Origin of the sequence: Streptomyces sp. JH34 (genome assembly GCF_029428875.1) — a bacterium.
Classification (GTDB): domain Bacteria; phylum Actinomycetota; class Actinomycetes; order Streptomycetales; family Streptomycetaceae; genus Streptomyces.
On record NZ_JAJSOO010000001.1, the window covers coordinates 6007580 to 6029892 of the forward strand.

The 22313-nt window shown below is 72.1% G+C and carries 21 protein-coding genes, 1 tRNA gene and 1 pseudogene; 16 read left to right on the forward strand and 7 right to left on the reverse strand.

Annotated features, from left to right (window positions below; genetic code table 11):
• Window positions 1-51: 51 nt before the first annotated feature.
• The 3 genes from LWJ43_RS26980 (at window position 52) to LWJ43_RS26990 (ending at window position 2543) form a co-directional block, all read left to right on the forward strand.
• Window positions 52-753, forward strand: coding sequence for a FadR/GntR family transcriptional regulator (locus tag LWJ43_RS26980; RefSeq protein ID WP_277334790.1), 702 nt, complete (start codon window positions 52-54; stop codon window positions 751-753).
• Window positions 754-828: 75 nt separating this feature from the next.
• Complete coding sequence (locus LWJ43_RS26985; RefSeq protein ID WP_277334791.1) at window positions 829-1914, forward strand: S-(hydroxymethyl)mycothiol dehydrogenase; 1086 nt, start codon at window positions 829-831, stop codon at window positions 1912-1914.
• Entirely contained in the window at window positions 1914-2543 is a 630-nt protein-coding gene (locus LWJ43_RS26990; protein WP_277334792.1) for an MBL fold metallo-hydrolase, read from the forward strand. The genes LWJ43_RS26985 and LWJ43_RS26990 overlap by 1 nt, the downstream gene beginning before the upstream one ends.
• A 12-nt stretch (window positions 2544-2555) precedes the next feature.
• Here LWJ43_RS26990 and LWJ43_RS26995 read toward each other — a convergent pair whose 3' ends face one another.
• Entirely contained in the window at window positions 2556-3494 is a 939-nt protein-coding gene (locus tag LWJ43_RS26995; RefSeq protein ID WP_277334793.1) for a pseudouridine synthase, read from the reverse strand.
• Window positions 3495-3548: 54 nt separating this feature from the next.
• Window positions 3549-4883 (reverse strand): glycoside hydrolase family 43 protein, encoded by a 1335-nt coding sequence (locus LWJ43_RS27000; RefSeq protein ID WP_346771997.1) that lies wholly within the window; start codon window positions 4881-4883, stop codon window positions 3549-3551.
• Between the two features lie 187 nt (window positions 4884-5070).
• Between LWJ43_RS27000 and LWJ43_RS27005 the strand changes: the two genes are divergently transcribed.
• The 3 genes and pseudogenes from LWJ43_RS27005 to LWJ43_RS27015 all read left to right on the forward strand — a co-directional run.
• Entirely contained in the window at window positions 5071-6129 is a 1059-nt protein-coding gene (locus LWJ43_RS27005) for a rhamnogalacturonan acetylesterase (protein ID WP_277334794.1), read from the forward strand.
• Entirely contained in the window at window positions 6126-7082 is a 957-nt protein-coding gene (locus LWJ43_RS27010; RefSeq protein ID WP_277334795.1) for a glycoside hydrolase family 43 protein, read from the forward strand. Before LWJ43_RS27005 ends, LWJ43_RS27010 begins: the two co-directional genes overlap by 4 nt.
• 18 nt (window positions 7083-7100) lie before the next feature.
• Window positions 7101-8167 (forward strand): annotated as a pseudogene (locus LWJ43_RS27015) (alpha-L-arabinofuranosidase C-terminal domain-containing protein); the annotation flags it as partial.
• A gap of 44 nt (window positions 8168-8211) precedes the next feature.
• Here LWJ43_RS27015 and LWJ43_RS27020 read toward each other — a convergent pair.
• Window positions 8212-8299, reverse strand: a tRNA-Leu gene (locus LWJ43_RS27020).
• Between the two features lie 185 nt (window positions 8300-8484).
• Here LWJ43_RS27020 and LWJ43_RS27025 point away from each other — a divergent pair.
• From LWJ43_RS27025 to LWJ43_RS27035, 3 genes are all read left to right on the forward strand, one after another.
• A complete protein-coding gene (locus LWJ43_RS27025) occupies window positions 8485-9819 on the forward strand; it encodes a M20/M25/M40 family metallo-hydrolase (RefSeq protein WP_277334796.1) in 1335 nt (444 codons plus the stop codon).
• A gap of 157 nt (window positions 9820-9976) precedes the next feature.
• Entirely contained in the window at window positions 9977-10210 is a 234-nt protein-coding gene (chpH, locus tag LWJ43_RS27030) for a chaplin ChpH (RefSeq protein WP_031099530.1), read from the forward strand.
• A gap of 138 nt (window positions 10211-10348) precedes the next feature.
• A complete protein-coding gene (locus tag LWJ43_RS27035) occupies window positions 10349-11101 on the forward strand; it encodes a chaplin (RefSeq protein ID WP_277334797.1) in 753 nt (250 codons plus the stop codon).
• Between the two features lie 52 nt (window positions 11102-11153).
• On the opposite strand, the gene LWJ43_RS27040 is transcribed toward LWJ43_RS27035, so the two are convergent.
• On the reverse strand, window positions 11154-11342 hold the full coding sequence (locus tag LWJ43_RS27040) for a DUF5703 family protein (RefSeq protein ID WP_277334798.1): 189 nt from the start codon (window positions 11340-11342) through the stop codon (window positions 11154-11156).
• Window positions 11343-11389: 47 nt separating this feature from the next.
• Between LWJ43_RS27040 and LWJ43_RS27045 the strand changes: the two genes are divergently transcribed.
• Complete coding sequence (locus LWJ43_RS27045) at window positions 11390-12049, forward strand: hypothetical protein (protein WP_277334799.1); 660 nt, start codon at window positions 11390-11392, stop codon at window positions 12047-12049.
• Between the two features lie 59 nt (window positions 12050-12108).
• On the opposite strand, the gene LWJ43_RS27050 is transcribed toward LWJ43_RS27045, so the two are convergent.
• Together LWJ43_RS27050 and LWJ43_RS27055 are read right to left on the reverse strand one after the other, a co-directional pair.
• Window positions 12109-14415, reverse strand: coding sequence for a helix-hairpin-helix domain-containing protein (locus LWJ43_RS27050; protein ID WP_277334800.1), 2307 nt, complete (start codon window positions 14413-14415; stop codon window positions 12109-12111).
• The gene (locus LWJ43_RS27055; protein WP_277334801.1) at window positions 14412-15395 is read right to left on the reverse strand and encodes an aldo/keto reductase; all 984 of its coding nucleotides are present in this window, start codon (window positions 15393-15395) and stop codon (window positions 14412-14414) included. Before LWJ43_RS27055 ends, LWJ43_RS27050 begins: the two co-directional genes overlap by 4 nt.
• A 143-nt stretch (window positions 15396-15538) precedes the next feature.
• Here LWJ43_RS27055 and LWJ43_RS27060 point away from each other — a divergent pair, with 143 nt between their 5' ends.
• The gene (locus LWJ43_RS27060; RefSeq protein WP_277334802.1) at window positions 15539-16591 is read left to right on the forward strand and encodes an LLM class F420-dependent oxidoreductase; all 1053 of its coding nucleotides are present in this window, start codon (window positions 15539-15541) and stop codon (window positions 16589-16591) included.
• A 235-nt stretch (window positions 16592-16826) separates the two neighbouring features.
• Complete coding sequence (locus LWJ43_RS27065; protein WP_277334803.1) at window positions 16827-17615, forward strand: ferritin-like domain-containing protein; 789 nt, start codon at window positions 16827-16829, stop codon at window positions 17613-17615.
• A gap of 11 nt (window positions 17616-17626) precedes the next feature.
• Here the strand turns inward: LWJ43_RS27065 and corA are convergent, their stop codons facing one another.
• Window positions 17627-18613 carry a magnesium/cobalt transporter CorA gene (gene corA, locus LWJ43_RS27070; RefSeq protein WP_277334804.1) on the reverse strand — a complete coding sequence of 329 codons (987 nt, stop codon included), beginning with the start codon at window positions 18611-18613 and terminating at the stop codon, window positions 17627-17629.
• Between the two features lie 54 nt (window positions 18614-18667).
• Between corA and LWJ43_RS27075 the strand changes: the two genes are divergently transcribed.
• The 4 genes from LWJ43_RS27075 to mshC all read left to right on the forward strand — a co-directional run bounded on the left by LWJ43_RS27075 (window position 18668) and on the right by mshC (window position 22267).
• A complete protein-coding gene (locus LWJ43_RS27075; RefSeq protein ID WP_277334805.1) occupies window positions 18668-19378 on the forward strand; it encodes a histidine phosphatase family protein in 711 nt (236 codons plus the stop codon).
• Window positions 19379-19484: 106 nt separating this feature from the next.
• Window positions 19485-20075: a DUF3090 domain-containing protein gene (locus LWJ43_RS27080; protein WP_277334806.1), complete on the forward strand. Its 591-nt coding sequence runs from the start codon at window positions 19485-19487 to the stop codon at window positions 20073-20075.
• Window positions 20039-20887 carry an SCO1664 family protein gene (locus LWJ43_RS27085; protein ID WP_277334807.1) on the forward strand — a complete coding sequence of 283 codons (849 nt, stop codon included), beginning with the start codon at window positions 20039-20041 and terminating at the stop codon, window positions 20885-20887. The genes LWJ43_RS27080 and LWJ43_RS27085 overlap by 37 nt, the downstream gene beginning before the upstream one ends.
• Window positions 20888-21037: 150 nt before the next feature.
• Window positions 21038-22267: a cysteine--1-D-myo-inosityl 2-amino-2-deoxy-alpha-D-glucopyranoside ligase gene (gene mshC, locus LWJ43_RS27090; RefSeq protein WP_277334808.1), complete on the forward strand. Its 1230-nt coding sequence runs from the start codon at window positions 21038-21040 to the stop codon at window positions 22265-22267.
• Window positions 22268-22313 lie beyond the last annotated feature (46 nt).

Here is a 22313-nt window from a genome sequence, read left to right on the forward strand (position 1 = left end):
CATAAACGTCGTACTTTTAGATTCCGAAGGCCGCCCCGTAGGCTTGTGGGCATGACCACACCTGCCCAGGGCCTCCATACGCATGTGCTGGACACCCTGGGTCTGGAGATCGCCGCGGGGGACTGCGCACCCGGCCTGGTCCTGCGCACCGACGAGCTCGCCCAGCGCTTCGACGTGTCACGCACCGTCGTACGCGAAGTGATCCGGGTCCTGGAGTCCATGCACCTCGTCGAGTCCCGGCGCCGGGTCGGAGTGACCGTGCGGCCCACCGAGGCGTGGAACGTCTACGACCCCCAGGTCATCCGCTGGCGGCTCGCCGGCGCCGACCGCCCCCGGCAGTTGCGCTCACTCACCGTGCTGCGGTCCGCCGTCGAACCCGTGGCCGCCGGCCTCGCGGCCCGGAACGCCACCGCCGAGCAGTGCGCCGAACTCACCGAATGCGCCCTCGGTATGGTCGCGACCTCGCGCGGTCAGCAGCTGGAGGGCTACCTCCGGCACGACATCGCCTTCCACCGCGTCGTCCTCAACGCCTCCGGGAACGAGATGTTCGCGCGGCTCGGCGACGTCGTCGCCGAGGTCCTCGCCGGCCGCACCCACCACCAGGTGATGTTCGAGGACCCGGACCCCGCCGCGGTCACGCTCCACGTCCGGCTCGCCGAGGCCGTCCGCGAGGGGGACGCCGCGGAGGCGGAACGGCTCACCAAGGAGATCGCGGTCGGCGCGCTGCACGAACTGGACGTGCTCGCCCCGTGAGCGCCTGCCCGTCCGGGTACGGTGGACGGGATCGATCTTCAGGACAACGGGGCAGTCGGAATGGGAGACCACGGCATGGCGCAGCAGGTACGAGGGGTCATCGCACCGGGAAAGAACGAGCCCGTGCGGGTGGAGACGATCCTGGTGCCGGACCCGGGCCCCGGTGAGGCCGTGGTCAAGATCCAGGCGTGCGGCGTCTGCCACACCGACCTGCACTACAAGCAGGGCGGCATCAACGACGACTTCCCGTTCCTGCTCGGTCACGAGGCCGCGGGTGTGGTGGAGTCCGTCGGCGAAGGCGTCACCGACGTCGAGCCCGGCGACTTCGTCGTCCTCAACTGGCGTGCGGTGTGCGGCCAGTGCCGTGCCTGTCTGCGCGGCCGCCCCTGGTACTGCTTCGACACCCACAACGCGAAGCAGAAGATGACCCTCCTGGACGGCACCGAGCTCTCCCCGGCGCTCGGCATCGGCGCGTTCGCCGAGAAGACCCTCGTCGCCGCAGGCCAGTGCACCAAGGTCGACCCCGAGGTCTCCCCGGCCGTCGCCGGGCTGCTCGGCTGCGGAGTCATGGCGGGCATCGGCGCCGCCATCAACACCGGCCAGGTCGGCCGCGGCGACTCCGTCGCCGTCATCGGCTGCGGCGGCGTCGGCGACGCGGCGATCGCCGGTGCCCGGCTCGCGGGAGCAGCGAAGATCATCGCGGTCGACATCGACGACCGCAAGCTGGAGACGGCGAAGAAGATGGGTGCCACCCACACCGTCAACTCCCGCTCCGGTGACCCCGTCGAGGCGATCCGCGCCCTCACCGACGGCAACGGTGCCGATGTCGTGATCGAGGCGGTCGGCCGCCCCGAGACGTACAAGCAGGCCTTCTACGCCCGTGACCTCGCCGGCACCGTCGTCCTCGTGGGCGTGCCCACCCCCGAGATGCAGCTCGAGCTCCCGCTCCTCGACGTGTTCGGGCGTGGCGGCTCGCTCAAGTCGTCCTGGTACGGCGACTGCCTGCCCTCGCGCGACTTCCCCATGCTGATCGACCTGCACCAGCAGGGACGCCTCGACCTGGGCGCCTTCGTCACCGAGACCATCCAGCTCGGCGAGATCGAGCAGGCCTTCGCCCGGATGCACGACGGCGACGTCCTGCGCTCGGTGGTGGTCCTCTGATGGCCGCCCGCATCGACCACCTCGTCACGTCCGGCACCTTCGCCCTCGACGGCGGCGAGTGGGACGTCGACAACAACGTCTGGATCGTCGGCGACGACACGGAGGCCGTCGTCATCGACGCCGCCCACGACGCCGCCGCGATCGAGGCCGCACTCGGCGGACGTACGCTGCGCGCCATCATCTGTACCCACGCGCACAACGACCACATCGACGCCGCTCCGGCCCTCGCCGACGCGACCGGTGCGCCGATCCTGCTGCACCCGGACGACCTGCCGCTCTGGGAGCAGACCCACCCGGACCGCGCCCCCGACGGTGAACTCGCCGACGGTAAGGAGCTGGAGGTGGCGGGGACGCGCCTCACGGTGCTGCACACCCCGGGCCACGCTCCGGGGGCTGTCTGCCTCCACGCGCCCGAGCTGAGCACGGTCTTCACCGGGGACACGCTCTTCCAGGGCGGGCCGGGCGCCACCGGGCGGTCCTTCTCCCACTTCCCGACGATCATCGACTCGATCAGGGACCGGCTGCTCACCCTTCCGCCGGAGACCGCGGTCCGCACCGGACACGGCGACTCCACCAGCATCGGCGCGGAGGCGCCGCAGCTGCAGGACTGGATCAACCGCGGCCACTGACCGCGGCGGGGATCACCGGTCCGGCCACGCGGAGAGCCGCAGGCCGCTCTCGAAGCGGCGCGGCACACCCGTGACCGGATCGGTGAACTCCAGCACCCTCGCGAGCAGTTGCAGTGGACGCCCGAAGTCCTCTTGCTCCGGGTCCGGCTCCACGACCGGGTAGACCGGATCGTTCACCAGTGGCAGCCCCAGCGCGTTCATGTGGACCCGCAGCTGATGGGTGCGGCCGGTCGCGGGCAGCAGCCGGTAGCGTGCGAGGGCGCCACGGCGCTCCAGCAGTTCGACCCGGCTCTCGCTGTTCGGGGCCCCCGGCTCCTCACGCGCGGCGATGACCCCGCGCTCCTTGACGATCCGGCTGCGCACCGTCCGGGGGAAAGCGAGCTCCGGATCGTACGGAGCCACCGCCTCGTACTCCTTGCGTACCAGCCGGTCCCGGAACAGCGTCTGGTACGCCCCGCGGTCCCCGGCCCGTACGACGCAGAGCACCAGGCCCGCCGTCAGCCGGTCCAGCCGGTGCGCGGGCTGCAGTCCGGGCAGCCCCAGGGTGTCGCGCAGCCGGGCCACCAGGGTCTCGGTGATGTGACGGCCGCGCGGGGTGGTGGCCAGGAAGTGCGGCTTGTCCGCGATCACCAGGTGGTCGTCGCGATGGACGACACCGACGGGGAAGGGCACCGGGTCCTCGGGCGCGAAGTCACGGTGGAACCAGAGATGACGCCCGGTGGTGTACGGCTCGTCGGCGCGCACCGCACCGCCGTCCGCCCCGACGAATCGGCCCTCGGCCAGCATGGCGTCCACCCGCCCCGCGCCGATCGCCCCCGCGAACCTGTCCAGCAGGTGGTCGCGGACGGTGGGCCAGTCACCCGCCGGGTCCGCCGGCAGCCGCACCCGCACCGGGTCGACGCCCGCCCGCTGGGGGAGCGGGGCGGCCGGAGGCTTGGCCCGTCCTCTCATCGCATGGGGTCCTTCTCGCCGTGAGGCCCGGAACGGACGGGCCGGGTCCCTCCATCATCCCACCGCGAAGGTCTCCAGCAGTCGCTCGTACTCTCCCCGCGTGACCGGCAGCACCGAGCCGTGCCGGGCCCCCTTCGGCAGGGCGTGTCCGGTGGACGCGGTCCACCGGCCGGAATCGAGATCGGTGCTCTCGAACGGGACGTAGCCCCGCCCGCCGAACTCGTCGATGAAGAGGTACCACTTCGCCTCCGTGTTGGACGCGAAGACCGCGGGGCCCTCGCCGCGCTCGATCGTTCCCCTGCCCACGCAGTCGGCCACGAATTCGTAGGCCGAGGAGGTCAGTTCCCCGGACTTCTCCACGGTGATGAACTTCGAGCACGGGGTGTCCGACGAGGGGGTCCGCTCGTCCTTGGTGAACCGGTAGTGGACGCCGTCGTGGCGGAGCACCGTGGAGTCGATCACCGAGTAGCCGGGGTCGTGCCACACGGCGGGCTCGCCGAAGGTGCGGAAGTCACGCGTGGTCGCGTACATCATCCGGTTGTACGTGCTGCCGGTGTGCTCCGGATCGTCGGCCGGGTAGATCTTCGAGGCCCAGAAGACCACGTACGAGCCGAGCCGCTCGTCGTAGTACGCCTCGGGTGCCCAAGCGTTGCCGGCGGTGGCCGGTGCCACCTCGACCAGTCGCCGGTCCGTCCAGTGCACCAGGTCGGTGGACTCCCGGACCAGGACCGACCGGCTGCCGGTGCGCTGCACCTGGTCCCAACTGCCGCCTGCCTCTCCGTACATCCGCAGGTCGGTGGCGACCTGGAAGAACCTGTCGCCCTCGGGGGAGCGGATGACGAAGGGGTCGCGCAGTCCACCGGTGCCCACGTCCGAGGTGAGCACCGGGCGGCCGCCGTTGAGCTCCTGCCAGTGCAGCGGGTCCTCGCCGACACTGAGCGCCATCCGGATCTGTTCCCCGTCCGGGGTGTCCTCGCCGGTGAAGTAGCTCATGACATAGGCGGTGAACGGCTCCTTCCGCGGTTCTTCGCGTACCGAGGCCGTGAAGGTCCGGATCGCGGCGGCGTCTCCCCGGCCGACGGTTGCGGTGAGGCGCACGCTCTCCGGTCCCGAACCCTCCGCCGGCCGGTGCACGACGCCGGTCGGGCCGATGGCATCGGGACGGGACGACGACCAGGTCACGGCGGTCCCGTGGGCGCCGGAAGCCGGCAGCGTCAGGTTGCCGCGCACGTCGTCCAGCCCGTGCACGGTGAGCGCGGCGGCGGCCGCCGCTACGGCACGGGCGTCGTCGCTGTCAGGTTCCGCGTGGCCCGGTCCGCGGTCCGCCGTACCGCCCGGGAGCGCGAGCGGGCCGGGGGCCAGAGTTCTGCGCGACGGAGGCGGACGCATGACTCTCCCGACAGTGTTCGGTATATCGGATGGCGTTCGTGGAACCGGGCCGAACGCTAAGGGGCCCGAGGGGGCGAGTCAAGGGCGCGAACGAAACCGCCCGGACTGTAGAAAGCGCTTGCGACAGACGCTAGGGTTCCTGCCCGTTGAATCCATTCAACGTCGTCCGACACGGAGGAGCCCTCCCATGCGCCGAGCCGGTACCGCACTGCTGGCCGCCTGCACCGCCGTCGCCGCCCTGACCACCGTCACCGCCGCCCCCGCCCGGGCGCAGGGCGGCGGCCCCATGGAAGACGGGCTCCGGCACTGCGCCGGCACCGCCCCCGTCGTCTGCCACTTCGACGCCACCCCCGGGACCTACCGCGTCCGCGTCGTGCTCGGCGGGGGTGAGGACGCCGGGTCCACGTCCGTCACCGCCGAGACCCGCAGGGCCGTGCTCGCCGAGACGTACAACGCCCCGGGCGAGACGACACGCCGCGCCTTCACCGTCGACGTCCGCGACCCGGAGGGCGAACCGACGGGGGCCACCGGCAGCCCCGGGCTCGACCTCACGTTCGGCGGTGCGGCCCCGCGACTCGCCGGCCTGCGGGTGGAACGCGTCCGCACCCCGCAGATCCTGCTCGCCGGGGACTCCACCGTCTGCGACCGGGCAGGGGAGCCCTACACCGGCTGGGGGCAGCAGCTTCCGCAGTACCTCACCGACCGGGTGACGGTCGCCAACTACGCCGACTCCGGAGAGGGCTCGCAGTCCTTCCGGGACAACCCCGCGCTCTTCCCGGCGCTGCACTCCCGCATCCGGCACGGGGACCTCGTCCTCATCCAGCTCGCCCACAACGACAAGCAGACCGACCGGGACACCTACCGGGCCAACCTCACCTCTATGATCGAGGACGTACGCGCCGAGGGAGGCAGACCCGTACTCGTCACCCCGGTCGTGCGCCGCTGGTTCAACACCGACGGCACGCTCGACAACGGCACCGCGCTGCTCGTCAACGGCCTGGGCGTCGACCTGCCCGCCGAGGTCCGGGCCCTCGCCTCCGAGCAGGGCACCGGACTCGTCGACCTCACGGCCCTGACCAAGGCCCGGGTCGAGGAGCTCGGCCCCGAGGGCTCGAAGGCCCTCTACCTCTACGACGAGAAGCGCGACAACACCCACACCTCGGTGCGGGGCGCCACCGAGTACGCGGCGCTCGTCCTCGGTGAACTCCGCGACCGGCGGCTGCTCGCGCCCGGCGCCGTCCGGTGAACCCCGCCCCGCCCGCAGTGGGCCCCTACCGCAACCCGCTGGCCGGGCAGCGGGCCGACCCCCACATCACCCGTCACACGGACGGCCGCTACTACTTCACGGCGACCGTCCCCGCGTACGACCGGATCGTCCTGCGTTCCTCCCGCACCCTGAACGGCCTGGCCACCGCCGAGGAGTCGGTGATCTGGAGCCGGCACGCCGACGGCGACATGGCCGCCCACATCTGGGCGCCGGAACTCCATCACATCGACGGGGCGTGGTACGTCCACTTCGCCGCGGCACCCGCCGACGACGTGTGGAAGATACGGATCTGGGTGCTGGAGAACGTCAGCGCCGACCCCCGTCAGGGCACCTGGACCGAGAAGGGGCAGGTCCTCACGGCCTGGGACACGTTCTCGCTCGACGCCCATCCCTTCACCCACGGAGGCGAGCGCTACCTCGCCTGGGCGCAGCACGAACCCGGGCAGGAAAATAACACGGCGCTCTTCCTGTCCCGCATGGCCGATCCCTGGACCCTGACGGGGCCCCAGGTCCGGATCGCCGCACCCGAGCACGACTGGGAACGCGTCGGCTTCGCCGTCAACGAAGGCCCCGCGGTCCTCCAGCGCAACGGCCGCGTCTTCATGACGTACTCCGCGAGTGCCACCGACGCCAACTACTGCGTGGGGCTGCTCACCGCCGGCCAGGGGAGCGACCTGATGGACCCGGCGTCCTGGGCCAAGTCCCCGCAGCCCGTCTTCACCGGCAGCGCGGAGACCGGGCAGTACGGCCCTGGCCACAACTGCTTCACCGTCGCCGAGGACGGTCTCACGGACGTGCTGGTGTACCACGCCAGGCCGTACGAGGAGATCGCCGGAGACCCGCTGGACGACCCCGGCCGTGACACCCGTGTACAGCCGCTCGGCTGGCGGGCGGACGGTACGCCGGACTTCGGAGTCCCGGTGCGCTCCTGAGGTCCCGTACCGGCCAGATACGCCTCCCTCGACAACCGCTTCTCCGACGCCCTCGCCGAAGCGGCCTACATGACCGGCCTGGAACGCAACGCCGACGTCGTCGAGCTCGCCTCCTACGCGCCGCTGTTCGCCGACGCGCAGTGGCGGCCGGACATGATCTGGTTCGACAACGAGAAGTCGTGGGGATCGGCGAACTACGAGGTCCAGAAGCTCTTCATGAACAACGTGGGGAACCGCGTCGTCCCGAGCACTGCCTCCTCGACGTCCGCCACCACCGCGCCGATCACCGGCGCGGTCGGACTGTCGACCTGGGCGACCGCGGCGGCCTACGACGATGTCCGCGTGACGGGGGAGGACAGCACCGAGCTGCTGAGCGACGACTTCTCCGCCGGCGACGCCCGGTGGACGAAGGCCGCGGGGCGCGGCGACTGGGCCGTCCGGGACGGGGCGTACGTCCAGTCCGACGAGAGCGCGGAGAACACCCTGGTCATGGCGGGGGACACCGGCTGGCAGAACTACGACATGAAGGTCACGGCCATCAAGAAGGCCGGCAAGGAGGGCTTCCTCGTCGCCTTCGGGGTCAAGGACACCGGGAACACCTACTGGTGGGACCTCGGCGGCTGGGGCAACACCCGCTCCGCCGTGGAGAAGTCGGTGGACGGCGCAAGCAGACGATGACCGAGGACACCACGACCATCGAGACGGGGCGCGCCTACGACGTCCACATCCAGGTGCGCGGCCGCCAGGTCACCCTGTTCCTCGACGGCGAGCAGTGGGGCACCTTCACCGACGACAAGGCGGCCGAGCCCCTCCGGCAGGTGGTCACCCGGGACGACGCCATCGGCGACCTCGTCGTCAAGGTCGTGAACGCACAGGCGGCGGACGCCAGGACCCGGATCGACCTGGGGGCGAGGCCGTCCTCGCGGACCGCCCGGCTGACCACGCTCCAGGCCGCCCCGGACGCCGTGAACACCGCCGATGACCGCCAGGTCGCGCCCCGCACCTCGGCACTGCGCGTCGACGGGCGCCTGCTCACCCATACGTTCCCGGCGCACTCCGTGACGTTCCTGCGCATCAGGCAGTAGCCGGGAAAAGCGAAAACCCCCAGGATGACCTGGGGGTTTTCCGCTGGTGTCCGAGGGGGGACTTGAACCCCCACGCCCGATAAAGGGCACTAGCACCTCAAGCTAGCGCGTCTGCCATTCCGCCACCCGGACCGGGTGTCTGTCGTCCGGGCCCTGCCCGTTCCGACGTGGAAAACAATAGCAAACATTCGGGGGTGCTCGATCACGCCCCCGGCCATGTGAACGGGGCGTGACGGGCCCCGGGCGGTCTTGGGCGCGCGGGGGCGGGCGCGCGAGGATGGGGGAGGAGCACCACCGCGACAGTGGAAGGAAGCAGCGTGAGCGAGACCAACACGGCCCGGGCCGGCATCGGCGAGAGGGCCGAGAACGAGGTCGTGGACCTCTGTCGTGACCTGATCCGGATCGACACCAGCAACTACGGCGACCACTCGGGCCCCGGGGAGCGGGCCGCCGCCGAGTACATCGCCGAGAAGCTCGCCGAGGTCGGACTGGAACCGAAGATCATCGAGTCCCACAAGGGCCGCGCCTCCACCGTGGCCCGGATCGAGGGCGAGGACCCCTCCAGGCCGGCGCTGCTGATCCACGGCCACACCGACGTCGTCCCGGCCAACGCGGCGGACTGGACGCACGACCCGTTCTCCGGGGAGATCGCGGACGGCTGCGTGTGGGGACGCGGCGCGGTCGACATGAAGGACATGGACGCGATGACCCTCGCGGTCGTGCGCGACCGCATGCGCAGCGGCCGCAAGCCCCCGCGCGACATCGTGCTGGCCTTCCTGGCCGACGAGGAGGCGGGCGGCACCTACGGCGCGCGCCACCTCGTCGACAACCACCGGGACCTCTTCGACGGCGTCACCGAGGCGATCGGTGAGGTCGGCGGCTTCTCGTTCACCGTCAACGAGAACCTGCGCCTCTACCTGGTGGAGACCGCCGAGAAGGGCATGCACTGGATGCGGCTCACCGTGGACGGCACCGCCGGGCACGGCTCGATGACCAACACCGACAACGCGATCACCGAGCTCTGCGAGGCCGTCGGCCGGCTCGGGCGCCACCAGTGGCCGGTCAGGGTGACCAAGACCGTGCGGTCCTTCCTCGACGAGCTGTCCGACGCGCTCGGCACCCCGCTCGACCCGGAGGACATGGAGGCCACGCTCGCCAAGCTCGGCGGGATCGCCAAGATGATCGGTGCGACGCTGCGCAACTCCGCCGCACCCACCATGCTCGGCGCCGGCTACAAGGTGAACGTCATCCCCGGACAGGCCACCGCGCACGTGGACGGGCGTTTCCTGCCGGGCTTCGAGGACGAGTTCCTGGCCGACCTCGACCGGATCCTCGGCCCGCGGGTGAAGCGCGAGGACGTGCACGGGGACAAGGCCCTGGAGACCAGCTTCGACGGCTCGCTCGTGGACGCGATGCAGATCGCGCTCAAGGCCGAGGACCCGATCGCGCGTGCCGTGCCCTACATGCTCTCCGGCGGCACCGACGCGAAGTCCTTCGACGACCTCGGCATCCGCTGCTTCGGCTTCGCCCCGCTGAAGCTGCCGCCGGAGCTGGACTTCGCCGGGATGTTCCACGGCGTGGACGAGCGGGTCCCGGTGGACGGTCTGAAGTTCGGCGCGCGGGTGCTCGACCGTTTCATCGACCACTCCTGACCCTGCCCGGCCTCGCGGAGCAGCTGGATTCATGAGCCTGTACGAATCTCACTGGTACGGGTGAAAGGGATCACCCGCACGTAGCCCGCCCACCTTCTCCTCGTTGCACCTGATGCGGTCCGCGGCTGGGACCGCACTTGTCAACACAGGAGGAATCATGATCAAGAAGGTCGTCGCAATCGCGGCTGCTACCGGTGGTCTCGTGCTCGCCGGTGCGGGTATGGCTTCCGCCGACGCCGGTGCCCAGGGTGCCGCCATCGGCAGCCCCGGCGTGCTCTCGGGCAACGTCGTCCAGGTGCCGGTCCACGTTCCCGTGAACGTCTGCGGCAACACGGTCTCCGTCATCGGGCTGCTGAACCCCGCCTTCGGCAACACCTGCGTCAACGCGTGACGATGCGCGTCAACCCGTGAGGGTTTGAGCCCGGTCGGCCTCGGAGTGCGTCCCATGCACTCCGAGGCCGCTGGGCATTCGGCCCCGTACGGCTGCGTCCGGGGCATTTCGTGAGTGCAGAAGGCAGGAAGACAACCTATGCGACAGGTCACACGCAAGGGCCTGATCACCATGGCGGCGGCGGGCGGAGTGCTCGCGCTCGGCGGCGGCTACGCGCACGCCGACGCGGGTGCGGCCGGCGCCGCGTCGGGTTCACCGGGCGTGCTCTCCGGGAACTCGATCCAGGTCCCGATCGACGTACCCGTCAACGTGTGCGGAAACTCCGCGGACGTCGGCGGTCTGCTCAACCCCGCGAGCGGCAACGACTGCGGAAACGGATCCTCCGATTCCGGTCATGCGCGGGCCTCGGACGACGGGGCGTCGTCAGGACACGGCTCCGGGAGCCGCGCGTCCGGGCACGAGGACGCGCGCGACAGCGGGGCGGGGACGGGCAGGCACCGCGCTTCCGGCACCTCGGCCCAGGCGGAGACGACCGGTTCCCCCGGCATCCTCTCCGGCAACCAGCTGCAGGCGCCGGTGAAGATCCCGGTGAACCTCTGCGGCAACAGCATCACCGTCGGCGGACTGCTCAACCCGGTCTTCGGGAACTCCTGCGAGAACGACACGGAGCCGGTCCCGCCTCCCGTCGTACCGCAAACGCCGCACACCCCGGAGAAGCCGGTCACCCCGGACGCGCCCCCGGCTCCCGAGACCCAGCTCGTGGCGGGTGAGCAGCTCGCGCACACCGGCGGGGGAGGACTCGGCCTGCTGATCCCGGCGAGCGCGGGCATGCTGCTCGCCGGCGCGGGCACGGTGCTGTACCGGCGCTCGCGCGGCTCAGCACAGCGGTAGACCCCGCAACGGTCCGACGGGCGGGTTCCGCGCACGCGGAGCCCGCTCAGTGCTACCAGGTGGCACGGATCTGGCGGATGATGCGGCGCCGCAGCCGCACCCGGCGGCTGCCGTCCAGGCGCAGCGTGAGCCGGTCCAACTCCCAGTGCCCGTACTCGGCATGGTCGGTCAGCAGGCGGGCCGCCTCCTTGCGGGACACCCCGCGCGGCACGTACACGTCGATGAATTCGTATTCCGGCATCGCATCTATTGTGCGGGCAGACCCCCGGTACGGATAGCGTCTGTCCCATGTCTGATGCTGCGCAGCCCACCGCTGCCGAGGTACGCGCCGCCGCCGATGCAGTCAAAACCGCGCTCGACCGCCACCTCCAGGCGGTCGAACGCCGTACCGGGGACGACGACCCCGCCGTGTACGACGCGTTCAACGCCCTGGCCGCCGCTGCCGAGGTCTACGACGAACTGCTCTACGACCGCTACGACGAGGTCACCCCCTTCGAGATCCCGGCCGCGGAGGGCTCCCTCCCGCCCTACGCGGGCCCCGAGGAGCCGCACGCCGTCAGCGTGCTGATCAGGCGCGACTACGCGGTGGCGGAGCCGGCGAGGCTGCTCGCCCAGGCACAGCGGCTCGCCGACCTGGACCCGGACGGGCAGGACGACGAGGCGGCCGCCGCCGGCGCCGGAGTGCACGCCGCGCTGGGCGTGGTGTTCGGCGAGTACGAGGCGGACGAAATCGCCTCCCGGCACGTGGAGTTCGGCCTGGAGGAGGGGGACTCCACCCTCTGGGTCTCCGCCGTGGAGGAGCTTCCCGAGCCGGGGGAGTGGCTCGCGGCGCCGTTCGACGACGCGGACCCCGCACTGGTGGTCTGCCGTTTCGACGCCAGCTCGGTCTTCGACGAGGAGGACGAGCCGGACGGCGACCCGGACGGCGTCGCCCCCCAGCGCTCCTGATCCCGCCGTCCGACGGCCCCGGCGCGCAGCGCACCGGGGCCGTCGGCACGTCCCGCCCTCTAGGAGGCGTCCGGGGTGGGCAGCGCCTCCAGGAGGGGCCCCAGCCGGGTCGTCCGCTGCTGTGCGGGTACCTCGGCCACCGCACGCGGCAGGGCCTGATCCACGCCGTGCACCACGGACAGGTGCCGCTCACCGCGGCTGAACGCCGTGTACACCCAGGGCCTGCTGAGCCCCTGAGCGGCGTCGCCGGGCAGGACGACGACAGCCGCGGGCCAGCGCATCCCGGCCGCCTGGTGGGCACTGAGCGCCCAGCCGTGGCGCACGGAGGTCTCCACCCGGTCCTGCGGTACGACGACGGGCGAGCCCGCACAGTCCAGACGCAGGCCCTCGGCGTCCGCCGAGACGACCGCCCCGGGGATCACCCTGCCCGGTGCGGGGACATGGACCACGCGGTCGCCGGGGTCGAAACCGCCGAACCTGCCCGGGCCCGGATTGAGCCGCTGCTTCAGGGCCGCGTTGAGTGCCGTCGTGCCCGCCGAGCCGCCGTGCCCGACCGTGATCACCTGGGTGTCCGACGACGGCACGCCGAGGGCACGCGGCACCGAATCGGCCACCAGCTGCACCGTGCGGTGGACGGCCTCGCCCGCGTCCCGCACGGGCACGATCACGACTTCCCTGCCGGGGGCCTCGACCTGGGCCAGCTCGCCGATCCCGATGCCGGAGACCAGCTCGCCGATCGGCCCCGGGTCGGGCGTGCGCGAGACCACGTGCGGGCAGGCGCGCGACGCGATCACGTCGGCGAACACCCGGCCCGCGCCGGCCGATCCGAGCACTCCCGGGTCGCCGCTCAGGACCAGCCGCGTCCCGTCGGCCAGCGATTCCACCAGCATCGCGGCCGTCTCCACGTCGAGCTGCGGGGCGTCCAGCACCACCAGGACGTCGAGGGCGAGGGCACCGTCCGCGTCCCGGCCGGGCCCGCCCTCGCCGGAGAGCAGGGCGGAGAGCGTGAGAGCGGCCTCCGGATCACCGGCCGAGGCGGCCAGCCTGCGCTGTCCGTCGGGGCTGTGGGTGGTCCCCAGGGCCCGCAGACCGAGGCCCCGCGCCGCGGCGACGAGGGCGGCGGGTTCCGCCCGGGCGCTCTCCCCGCCGCTGTGGACGACCAGTCCCGAGGTCGCCGCCGCCCGGATCAGCTCGCCCGCCGAGGCGGACGGGGCCGCGGCCGCGGCCTCCGTCCAGTCGGTTCCCTTCTCGCAGGAGTTGACCAGCCGGGCCAGGCCGTCGGCGAGGCTCTCCTCGGCCAGGGCGTACCGGTCGAGGCCGAGCAGGACCCGCACCGGCTCCTCGCCGCCCCCGGCCCCGTCCTCGGACGACTCCCCGGTCTCTTCCGTGTCCTCCGCCGTCTCCTCCCCCTCCGCGGCGTCGACGCCGTCCTGGAAGACCAGCACGACCCCCTCGGCCACGGCGTGCTCGACGGCCCCGGCGGGATCGGTCACCGCGAACCCGCCGAGAGCCTTCCGCGCCTCGTCGGCGTCCATCGCGGTGTGCCCGCGGAGCGCGGCCCGCTCCAGCAGCCAGCCCACCAGTGCCGACGTGCGCCGCTCGTCGTCGGGGCCGCACTCCGCGCCCAGCAACGCCCGCGCGAAGCCGTCCGCCTGCTCGGGCCGCACACCGGGCAGGGACAGGAGCTGCCACGGGTCGTCCCGGAGGAGACCCGCGGCCCCTTCCCCGAGCGTCGCCGCGGCCGGGCGTGCCAGCGTCTCGGGTGCCCCGCCCTCGGCGAGCACCTCCGCCACGGAGGCCGCCGCCTCGGTGGAGACGGCCCGCGTCGCGGGCCGCTCGGGGGCCCGGGCCGCGGGCGCGGCCGGGGCGGCGGGGGCCGCCCGGCGAGGAGCGGGAGCCGCCTCGGGCGAGTCGAAGAAGGCGGTGCCCGGCTTCTCGCCGCTCTCCACCGCGCGCACGGCCGCCAGCAGATCGGCGGCCGGTCCGCTCAGCTTCGCTCCGGCCGCGATGGGCCCTTCCTTCTCGGCCTTGCGCCGCTCGATCCGCTCACGCAGCTCGCGCTGCGCGGCCAGTTCCGCCTCGGCCTCCGACGGAGCGGGTGCGGCGGGCGCCTCATGACCCTGCTCGAGGTGTCCCGCGCCCTCCGCGCCGTCCTCCGTGTCGTCGTCCACGCGGTCCGTGCCGTCGTCCGCGTCCTCCGCGTCCTCCGCGCCCTTCGTGTCGTCGCCCGCGCCCTCGGCGCCCCCCGCACCGCCCTCCTCGGCAGGCTCGCCGGGCGTGTCGGCGGCCCGGCCACCGGCGTCCTCGCCGGCCTCGTGGTCCTCGGCCGAGGGGTCCGGGGCTTCTCCCCGGGAATGCGCAGTCACAGCGTGCTCCAGTCCTGGTCCGGATAGCGGTGCACGGGCGCCGACACGTCGTCGAGCGCCTGGCAGATCTCGTCAGGAAGACTAAGCGCCTCCACTGACAACGCCTCCGTCAGCTGCTGCGCGTTGCGCGCCCCGACGACCGGCGCCACCACGCCCGGCCGGTCCCGCACCCAGGCGAGCGCGACCTGGAGCGGCGTCGTGGCGAGACCGTCCGCCGCCGTGGCGACCGCGTCCACGATCCTGCCCGCGGCCCCGTCCAGATACGGCTCCACGAACGGGGCCAGCTGCTCGGAGGCCCCACGCGAACCGGACGGCGTGCCGGTGCGGTACTTGCCGGTCAGCACCCCGCGGCCCAGCGGCGACGACGGCAGCAGCCCCACCCCGAGGTCCAGCGCCGCCGGGAGCACCTCCCGCTCGACGCCGCGCTGCAGGAGCGAGTACTCCATCTGCGTGCACGCGAGCCGGGTGCGCAGCCCGGGCGCGGCGAGCTGCCACGTGGCCGCCTTGGCCAGCTGCCAGCCGCTGAAGGCGGCCACCCCGGCGTACCGGGCGCGCCCCGAGGACACGGCGAGGTCCAGCGCCTGCAGGGTCTCCTCCAGCGGCGTCCCGGGGTCGAAGGCGTGTATCTGCCACAGGTCGACGTAGTCCGTCCCGAGCCGTGCGAGAGAGGCGTCGAGCGCGGCGAGCAGATGCCCGCGTGACCCGTCGACCCGGCGGTAGGGGTCGGACACGCTGCCCGCCTTGGTGGCGACGACCAGATCCTGCCGGGGCACCAGGGCGTCCAGGAGGCGCCCCAGCACGTGCTCGGCCTCTCCGCCGCCGTACACGTCGGCGGTGTCGACGAGGGTGCCGCCCGCGTCCCAGAAGGCCTTGAGCTGGCCGGCGGCGTCGTGTTCGTCGGTGTCCCGGCCCCAGGTGAGAGTGCCCAGCCCGATCCGGGACACACGAAGGCCGGTACGGCCGAGATGCCTCTGCTCCATGGGCGCTGAGATTACTGGCCGGGACCCCACGGGGTGGAAGCCTGTGGACAACCGCGGTCCCGGGGCGAGCCTGCCGGATCCGGGCGCCCCGCGCTAGAGTCCCCGGCACAGGAACGTTACTGATCAGTAGAGGGAGTGTGGGTATGCGGCTCGGCATCAATCTCGGTTACTGGGGTGCGGGCATGGACGGCGACAACCTCGCCGTCGCCCAGGAGGCCGACCGGCTCGGCTACGACGTCTGCTGGGCCGCCGAGGCCTACGGCTCCGACGTGCCGACCGTGCTCGCCTGGGTCGCCGCCCGGACCGAGTCCATCGACGTGGGCTCCGCGATCATGCAGATCCCGGCCCGGCAGCCGGCCATGACGGCCATGACCGCGGCCACCCTCGACTCGCTCTCCGGGGGCCGCTTCCGCCTCGGCCTCGGTGTCTCGGGACCTCAGGTGTCCGAGGGCTGGTACGGCGTCAAGTTCGACAAGCCGCTGGCCCGGACCCGCGAGTACGTGGAGATCGTGCGCAGGGCGATGTCCCGCGAGCGGCTCTCCTACGAGGGCGAGCACTGGACGCTGCCGCTGCCCGACGGCCCCGGCAAGCCCATCAAGCTGACCGTCCACCCGCAGCGCGAGCACATCCCGCTCTACATCGCCGCGATCGGCCCCAAGAACCTCGAGCAGACCGGCGAGATCGCCGACGGCGCCCTGCTGATCTTCCCCTCCGCCGGTCACCTGGAGGAGACCGCGGTGAAGCACCTGCGGGCCGGCCGCGAGAAGGCCGGGAAGACGATGGACGGCTTCGACGTCTGCCCCACCCTGCCCCTGGCGATCGGCGACGACATCCACGGCCTGGCCGACATGTTCCGCCCGTACACCGCCCTCTACGTCGGCGGCATGGGCAGCCGCAAGCAGAACTTCTACAACCAGCTCGCCCAGCGCATGGGGTACGAGAAGGAGGCCGCCGAGATCCAGGACAAGTACCTGGCCGGCGACAAGGCGGGCGCGGCGGCCGCGGTGCCGCACCAGCTCATCGACGAGACCACGCTGCTCGGATCGGTCGACCGGATCGCCGACCGGATGCAGGCGTACGCGGCGGCGGGCGTCACGACCCTGACCCTCGCCCCGGCGGGCTTCACGCTCGACGAGCGGCTCGCTGCCCTGCGCGCCGGCACCGACGCACTGGAGCGCTCCGGCCTCGCCGCGTAGGCACCGGGATCAGCACTACGGCCGTGGTGGGGGCTCGGGGGGTCCTCCCCGCCACGGCCGTTACAGGGTGCAACGCGCGAAAGTGCTCCCGGTTACGCCCCGTACCCCTCCCGTGGCGCCCCCGCGCCGCCGCGCGGCGCCCGTTCGGCCCTGCCCTCGCCCCGTTCGTGTTGCCTACCCGCGCGTACCGAATTTGACTGTCCCTCTGCGGACACCGGTGCGAAAGGTGGCAGTGATGCTGTCGGCAAAGAGTCTGTTCCAGGAGATCCTCGACGACGACGAGTCGTTCCGGCTGTTCTGCTCGATCGCTGCCGGAGGGGAGTCGCAGGGCGGCTGGGAGAACGGGCGCATCGCCGCACTCGTGCCGCCGCGACTGCGCGAGCTGGCACCCAAGGTCGCCCGGCACGGCGCCGACGAGGACAAGCACGGCCGGATCTTCAACGCCCTGCTCAAGCAGCGGGGACTCCAGCCCGTGGCGGTGCCGTACGAGACCGACTACACCCTGCTGCTGGAGCGCCGGGGCATCGGCCTCGCCCACGAGCGGCTCAGCCGTGAGGAACTCCTCACCGAGCGGGACGTCATCGTCTACCTGGCACACAGCCGGGTCACCGAACAACGGGCCTCCGAGCAGATGCGGCTCCTGCTCAAGCACTTCGCCGAACACCCCGTCCTCGGGCGGGCCGTCAGGATGATCTCGCGGGACGAGGACAACCACCTCGCCTACTGCCACGAGGAGCTCCTCCGCTTCGCCCGGGCCGGACACGGCCGGACGATCCAGTCCGTCCTGCGCGAGTGCGCCCACGCCGAGATCCGGGTGTACCGCGACGTCAGCCTCGCCGTGATGAGCCACATGGGCCGTGTGCTGCGCTGGCCGCGCCCCAAGGCCGCCGCGCTGGCCGCGGGGATCCACGCGATGTACGCGTACGAGCGGCTGGTGGGCTGGCGGCGCATGGTGAGCCTGGAACCGCCCGCCCGGCGTGACGCGCTGGGCGGCCCGGCCGTACCCGAGACCGAGTACGCCTGAGACGCCCGCCCCTACATCCAGCCGCGGCGCTTGAACAGGCGGTACAGCCCGGCGACCGCGACACCCATCAGCACGATCACCGCCGGGTAGGTCCACGCCCAGTCGAGCTCCGGCATGTGGCGGAAGTTCATGCCGTAGATACCGGCCACCATGGTCGGCACGGCGGCCATGGCGGCCCACGCCGAGATCTTCCGCATGTCGTCGTTCTGCCGCACGCCCACCTGTGCCAGATGGGCCGACAGAATGTCCGAGAGCAGCCGGTCGAGTCCCTCCACATGCTCGACGGCACGCGTCAGATGGTCGTTCACGTCCCGGAAGAACGGCTGGGACCCGGTGTCGACGAACGGCACGCCAGCACTCGACAGCCGCGCCATCGGGGCGCTCAGCGGGTTGGTCGCCCGGCGGAACTCGAGCACCTGCCGCTTGAAGGTGTAGATGCTCGCCGCCGTGTTCTTGGAGTCCGCCGACCCGGTCGGGGCGAAGACCTGGGCCTCCAGCTCCTCCAGGTCGATCTGGAGCTCGGCCGCGACCTCGATGTAATGGTCCACCACCGCGTCGCTGACCGCGTACAGCACCGACGTCGGCCCGTGCCGGAGGACCTCCGGCTCCGCCTCCAGGCGGCTGCGGACCGCCGCGAGGGGGGCGCCCTCGCCGTGCCGCACCGTCACCACGAAGGAGTCCCCTATGAACAGCATCAGCTCGCCGGCGCTCACCGTGTCGCTCTTCGGCTCGTAGACCACCGGCTTGATCACGACGAAGAGGGAGTCGTCGAAGATCTCCAGCTTGGGCCGCTGATGGGCGCGCAGGGCGTCCTCGACCGCGAGTGGATGCAGCGCGAACTCGCTGCTGACCAGTTCGAACTCCTTCTCCGTCGGCTCGTGCAGCCCGATCCAGACGAAGGCGTCCCCGGTGGCACGTGCCTCGTCGAGGGCATCGGAGAAGTCGGCGGGACCTTCGGTCCGACGCCCGTCCCGGTAAATTCCGCAGTCGACGATCACTCGCGCATTCTTCCCTGCCGCGACGCCTTCACGCACCCCTCTAGGCTGGCGGGTATGCCCACGCTCATCCTCGTACGCCACGGACGCTCGACCGCCAACACCTCCGGAGTGCTCGCGGGCCGGACCCCCGGCGTCTCCCTCGACGAACGCGGTGCCGCCCAGGCCGCCGCACTGCCCGGCCGGCTGTCGGCCCTCACCTTCGCGGCGGCCGTCAGCAGCCCGCTGCAGCGCTGCCGCGAGACGCTCCAGCCGCTGCTGGACGCCCGCCCCGGCCTCGCACTCCACACCGAGGACCGCATCTCCGAATGCGACTACGGGGACTGGTCGGGGCGCAAGCTCGCCGAGCTCTCCGACGAGCCGCTGATGCGAGTCGTCCAGCAGCACCCCTCGGCCGCCGCCTTCCCCGGCGGTGAGTCCATGCGGGCCATGCAGGCCCGGGCCGTCGAGGCCGTCCGGGACTGGAACGCCCGCATCGAGGCGGAGCACGGCGAGGACGCCGCCTATGTGATGTGCTCGCACGGGGACATCATCAAGGCCCTGGTCGCCGACGCGCTCGGCATGCACCTCGACCTCTTCCAGCGCATCCAGGCCGACCCGTGCTCCGTCACCGCGATCCGCTACACCCGGCTGCGGCCGTTCCTCCTCCGCCTCGGCGACACCGGCGACTTCGCCTCCCTGGCACCGCGCGAACAGGCCATCGGGGCCGACGCGGCGGGGGACACGGCAACGGATGCGGCCGTCGGGGGCGGCGCTGGGGCACCGTGATCGCTCAGCGCAGTAGGGTGGACGCGCCGTAGAGCCCTTGCGGGACCTCTCGCAGGGCCCCGGGGGCCGCCCCCATCCGCCATCACATTCTCAAGGGAGACAGGACGTGTCCCGTCAGGTGTTCCTCTACGACCCACCGGACCGTTTCGTGGCCGGTACGGTCGGGTTGCCTGGCCGCCGTACGTTTTTCCTGCAGGCATCCTCGCGTGGACGGGTCACCAGCGTGGCCCTGGAGAAGACGCAGGTCGCCGCGTTGGCCGAACGGATCGACGAACTCCTCGACGAGGTCGTCCGGCGGACCGGCGGCAATTCACCGGTGCCGGCCGTCGCGCCCACGGACGTCGCCGACACCGCGCCGCTCGACGCCCCCGTCGAGGAGGAGTTCAGGGTCGGCACGATGGCGCTCGCCTGGGACGGCGATGAGCAGCGCATGATCGTCGAGGCGCAGGCCCTCGTCGAACTGGACGCCGACTCCGAGGACGACCTCGCGGAGGCCGAGGAAAGGCTTCTGCAGGACGAGGAGAACGGCCCGCCGATGCTGCGCGTCCGGCTGAGCGGAGCCCAGGCCCGCGCCTTCGCCAAGCGCGCGCTCGACGTCGTGAACGCCGGCCGCCCGCCCTGCCCGCTGTGCAGCCTCCCCCTCGATCCGGAAGGACACGTATGCCCGCGCCAGAACGGATACCGTCGCGGGGCCTGACGGAGGCAGGGCTGCGCACCCTGCTCGCGGAGGGCGAGCTCACGGTCCTCGGCCAGGTCCGGGGCGCGTCGAACGCGGTGCTGTACTGCACGATCTCCCACGAGGGCGAGGAGCGGACGTGCGTCTACAAGCCGGTCGCCGGTGAGCAGCCGCTGTGGGACTTCCCCGACGGCACCCTCGCCCGGCGCGAGGTCGCCGCGTACGAGATCTCCGAAGCCACCGGCTGGGGCCTCGTGCCGCCGACGGTGCTGAGGGAGGGCCCCTACGGCGAGGGGATGTGCCAGCTGTGGATCGAGGCGGAGGCCGGCGACGGGGACGCCGAAGGGCCGCCGCAGCTCCTCGCCCTCGTCGAGGACGAGGAGCCGGGAGAGGGCTGGAAGGCCGTCGGATTCGCCGAGGTGGGGGAGGGCCGGACGGCCCTGCTGGTGCACGCCGACGATCCCCGCCTGCGCCGGCTCGCGGTGCTGGACGCGGTCATCAACAACGGTGACCGCAAGGGCGGGCACCTGCTGCCCGCACCCGGCGGACGGCTGTACGGCATCGACCACGGCGTCACGTTCAACGCCGACGACAAACTGCGGACGCTGCTCTGGGGATGGGCGGGCGAACCCCTGACCCCCGAGGCGGCCGAGGTGCTCGACCGGCTGTCCGCCGCCATCGAGCCGGGCGCGGAGCTCGCCACCCGGTTGGGGGAACTGATCACCGCGGCTGAACTCGACGCACTGCGCGGCCGGGTGGACGGCCTCCGCGCGTCCGGCCGGCACCCGCAGCCGAGCGGTGACTGGCCGCCGATCCCGTGGCCGCCCGTGTGACGTCCCGGTCCGGCCCGTACGGCGGTACGGGCCGCGCCCGGTCCGGGAACGGCAGGGAGAGCACGACGGCCCCGAGCGCAAGACCGCCTCTTCGGCCATGATCTGCCATCCGGTTCGTATCCGGAAGCATCGTCCGGTTACGCTCATGACATGCATGCCTGGCCCGCTTCTGAGGTCCCCGCCCTGCCTGGCAAGGGCCGCGACCTTCGGATCCACGACACCGCGACCGGCGGACGGATCACCCTTGACCCCGGTCCCGTCGCCCGCATATACGTCTGCGGCATCACGCCGTACGACGCGACCCACATGGGTCATGCGGCGACCTACAACGCGTTCGACCTCGTTCAGCGCGTGTGGCTCGACACCAAGCGGCAGGTTCACTACGTCCAGAACGTGACCGACGTGGATGATCCGCTGCTGGAGCGGGCCGTGCGCGACGGCGAGGACTGGACCGAGCTCGCGGAGCGCGAGACGGCCCTCTTCCGGGAGGACATGACCTCCCTGCGCATGCTTCCCCCGAAGCACTACATCGGGGCGGTCGAGGCGATACCCGGCATCGTCCCGCTCGTGGAACGCCTCCGGGACGCGGGCGCCGCCTACGAACTCGACGGCGACGTGTACTTCTCCGTGGAGAGCGACCCGCACTTCGGCGAGGTCTCGAACCTGGACGCCGAGGCCATGCGACTGCTCTCCGCCGAGCGCGGCGGTGACCCTGAGCGCCCCGGCAAGAAGAACCCGCTCGACCCGATGCTCTGGATGGCCGCCCGTGAGGGCGAGCCGAGCTGGGACGGCGGCTCCCTGGGACGCGGCAGGCCCGGCTGGCACATCGAGTGCGTCGCCATCGCGCTGGACCACCTGGGCATGAGCTTCGACGTCCAGGGCGGAGGTTCCGACCTCGCCTTCCCGCACCACGAGATGGGTGCCTCGCACGCGCAGGTGCTGACCGGCGAGCACCCGTTCGCCCGCGCCTACGTACACGCCGGGATGGTCGGCCTCGACGGCGAGAAGATGTCCAAGTCCAAGGGCAACCTCGTCTTCGTGTCGGCGCTGCGCCGGGACGGCGTGGACTCCGCCGCGATCAGGCTCGCCCTGCTCGCGCACCACTACAGGTCCGACTGGGAGTGGACCGACCAGGTGCTCGCCGACGCGGTCGAGCGTCTCGCCCGGTGGCGTGCCGCCGTCTCCCGGCCCGACGGGCTCTCCGCCGACGCCCTCGTCGAGGAGGTGCGGGAGGCCCTGGCCGACGACCTGGACACCCCGGCCGCACTCGCCGCCGTGGACCGCTGGGCCGAGCGCCAGACCTCCGGCGGCGGCACGGACGAGGGCGCGCCCGGCCTCGTCTCGCGCACCGTCGACGCCCTGCTGGGCGTCGCGCTCTGACCCGGAGCCGCACGGACACGCCGAACGGCCCCGGACTTCGCGAGAG